At 71.2% G+C, this 2,363-nt stretch carries 3 protein-coding genes; 1 reads left to right on the forward strand and 2 read right to left on the reverse strand.

Annotated elements, in window-relative coordinates:
• The first annotated feature begins 154 nt into the window (after positions 1-154).
• Positions 155-532, forward strand: coding sequence for a nuclear transport factor 2 family protein (locus ACFV5N_RS27085; RefSeq protein WP_385604960.1), 378 nt, complete (start codon positions 155-157; stop codon positions 530-532).
• Between the two features lie 95 nt (positions 533-627).
• Here the strand turns inward: ACFV5N_RS27085 and ACFV5N_RS27090 are convergent, their stop codons facing one another.
• The gene (locus tag ACFV5N_RS27090) at positions 628-954 is read right to left on the reverse strand and encodes a hypothetical protein (protein ID WP_385604955.1); all 327 of its coding nucleotides are present in this window, start codon (positions 952-954) and stop codon (positions 628-630) included.
• A 177-nt stretch (positions 955-1,131) separates the two neighbouring features.
• A complete protein-coding gene (locus ACFV5N_RS27095; RefSeq protein ID WP_385604957.1) occupies positions 1,132-2,271 on the reverse strand; it encodes an adenosine deaminase in 1,140 nt (379 codons plus the stop codon).
• Between the last annotated feature and the right edge of the window lie 92 nt (positions 2,272-2,363).

Below are 2,363 nucleotides of genomic sequence, written 5' to 3' on the forward strand. Positions count from 1 at the left end.
GCCTTCGGCCGGGAGGTACCCCCAGTAGCCGGCGGCGCGGCCCCGCGAAGATCCGAAAGAGTCGGCCTAGGGCCCCGGCCCCCGCCCCGCCGCAGCACCGCGCCGCCGCAGCACCGCCGTTGTCAGTGGTGTCCGCCAGGATGGAGCCATGACCATGAAGCCGGTGGAGACAGTACGCGCGCTCTGGGAGCGCACCCAGCAGCGGGACTGGGACGGGGTCGGGGCCCTGCTGGCCGAGGACGCGGTGGTGGAGTGGCCGGTCAGCGGAGAGCGGATCGTCGGCCGCGACAACTATGTGCGGCTCAACGCCGAGTACCCGGAGGGCTGGACGATCCGGGTGCTGCGCCTGGTGGCGGACGGTGAGGAGGTAGTCTCCGAGGTGGAGGTCCCGCACGCGGAGTCGGGCCTGCACCGGGCGGCGTCGTTCTGGACGGTCAGGGACGGACGGATCGTCCGTGGCCGGGAGTACTGGAGCATGCCGGGCTCCGACGAGGCCCCGCGGTGGCGGGCCGCCTACGTGCAGCCGATGTGATCGCCCCGCACCGGCGCCGGGGACATGAGCCGGAAGGGCCGCACCCCACGGCTGGGGGTACGGCCCTTCTTCATCCGCCTGCGCGGCGCGGCCGATTACAGCAGCCCGCCACCGAGGGCACCGGCGGGCAGGCCGCCCAGCAGGCCGCTGGTGGCCTGGTTCAGCACATCACCGTTGCCGCCCAGCAGGCTGTTGGCGTCGGTGGTGCCGTTCAGCGGCTTGGTGACCTCCTGGAGGCCGGCGGCGGCGTTGTCACCAGTGAGACCACCGGCCACATCGCCCAGCGGCACCGCCTTCACGACCTGGCCGGTGGTGCCGGCCACCAGCTCCTCGCCCAGGGCGTGGGCAGATCCGGCACCGGTGGCGGCGAGCGCAGCACCGGCGGCGACGGCACCGAGGGTCTTCACGGTTGTGTGCTTCATGAGTCACTACGTCCTTGTGTGGGGTGGGGATGTGAGCGGCGAAAGCCCGAGGCGAACGTAGCCGTGGAAGTCCGGCGCCGCAAAGGATCGAAATGTCTCGCGCGTCCCGCCCGCCGGTCGGATCAACTGCCTTTCAACGCCCTTCCGTCCGCCCGACCCCGGCCCCATCCGGCCAGGTCAGGAGGGGTTTTCGGCCACGGATGGGAACAACCACTCGGAGCGTAGTGCCGCATATCCCGGCTTGATCACCTCGTTGATCATCGCGAGACGTTCATCAAAAGGAATGAACGCGGACTTCATCGCATTAACGGTGAACCACTGGAGATCATCGAGTGAATAGCGGAACGCCCGTACGAGATGCTCGAATTCACGGCTCATACTGGTGCCGCTCATGAGCCGGTTGTCGGTGTTGACCGTCACCCGGAACCGCAGCCGCTTCAGCAGCCCGATGGGATGCTCCGCGTACGAGGAGGCCGCACCCGTCTGGAGGTTGGAGGTCGGGCACATCTCCAGCGGCACCCGCTTGTCGCGCACGTACGCGGCCAGCCGCCCGAGCCGTACCGCGCCCGACCCGTCCTCCGCCACCTCGATGTCGTCGATGATCCGCACCCCGTGGCCGAGCCGGTCGGCCCCGCACCACTGGAGCGCCTGCCAGATCGACGGCAGCCCGAACGCCTCGCCCGCGTGGATGGTGAAGTGGTTGTTCTCGCGCTTCAGGTACTCGAACGCGTCCAGGTGCCGGGTGGGCGGGAAGCCCGCCTCGGCCCCCGCGATGTCGAAGCCGACGACGCCCCGGTCGCGGTAGCGGTTGGCGAGTTCGGCGATCTCGAACGCCCGGGCCGCGTGCCGCATGGCGGTGAGCAGCGCCCCGGTGCGGATCCGGCGCCCGGCCGCCGCCGCGCGCCGCTCGCCCTCCCGGAAGCCCTCGTTGACGGCCTCGACCACCTGCTCCAGGGTCAGCCCGTCCTCCAGGTGCTGCTCGGGGGCGTACCGGACCTCCGCGTACACCACGCCGTCCGCCGCCAGGTCCTCGACGCATTCGGCCGCCACCCGGACCAGCGCGTCCCGGCGCTGCATCACGGCGCAGGTGTGCGCGAACGTCTCCAGATAGCGGGGCAGCGAACCGGAGTCGGCGGCCTCGCGGAACCACATGCCCAGCTTGCCCGGGTCGGTGGCGGGCAGCAGGTCGTACCCCTGCTCGGCGGCCAGTTCGACGATCGTGGCCGGGCGCAGCCCGCCGTCCAGGTGGTCGTGGAGCAGCACCTTGGGGGCGCGCAGGATCTGTTCCCGGTCCGGGGGCGGAGAGGTCTGAGTCATCCCGGCACTGTAACGCCTACGCGCGTAGACGGCCGAGTGGAACCAGCCGCACCGGGTGCCGTCCCCCGCCCGCCCGGGTGACGGCACCCGGC

Source organism: Streptomyces sp. NPDC059853 (assembly GCF_042731495.1).
GTDB lineage: Bacteria > Actinomycetota > Actinomycetes > Streptomycetales > Streptomycetaceae > Streptomyces.

Excerpts from the sequence above, each read along its gene's own strand:
- ACFV5N_RS27085 (WP_385604960.1), top strand. The coding sequence starts at position 155 with ATGAAGCCGGTGGAGACAGTACGCGCGCTCTGGGAGCGCACCCAGCAG.
- ACFV5N_RS27090 (WP_385604955.1), bottom strand. The coding sequence starts at position 954 with ATGAAGCACACAACCGTGAAGACCCTCGGTGCCGTCGCCGCCGGTGCT.
- ACFV5N_RS27095 (WP_385604957.1), bottom strand. The coding sequence starts at position 2,271 with ATGACTCAGACCTCTCCGCCCCCGGACCGGGAACAGATCCTGCGCGCC.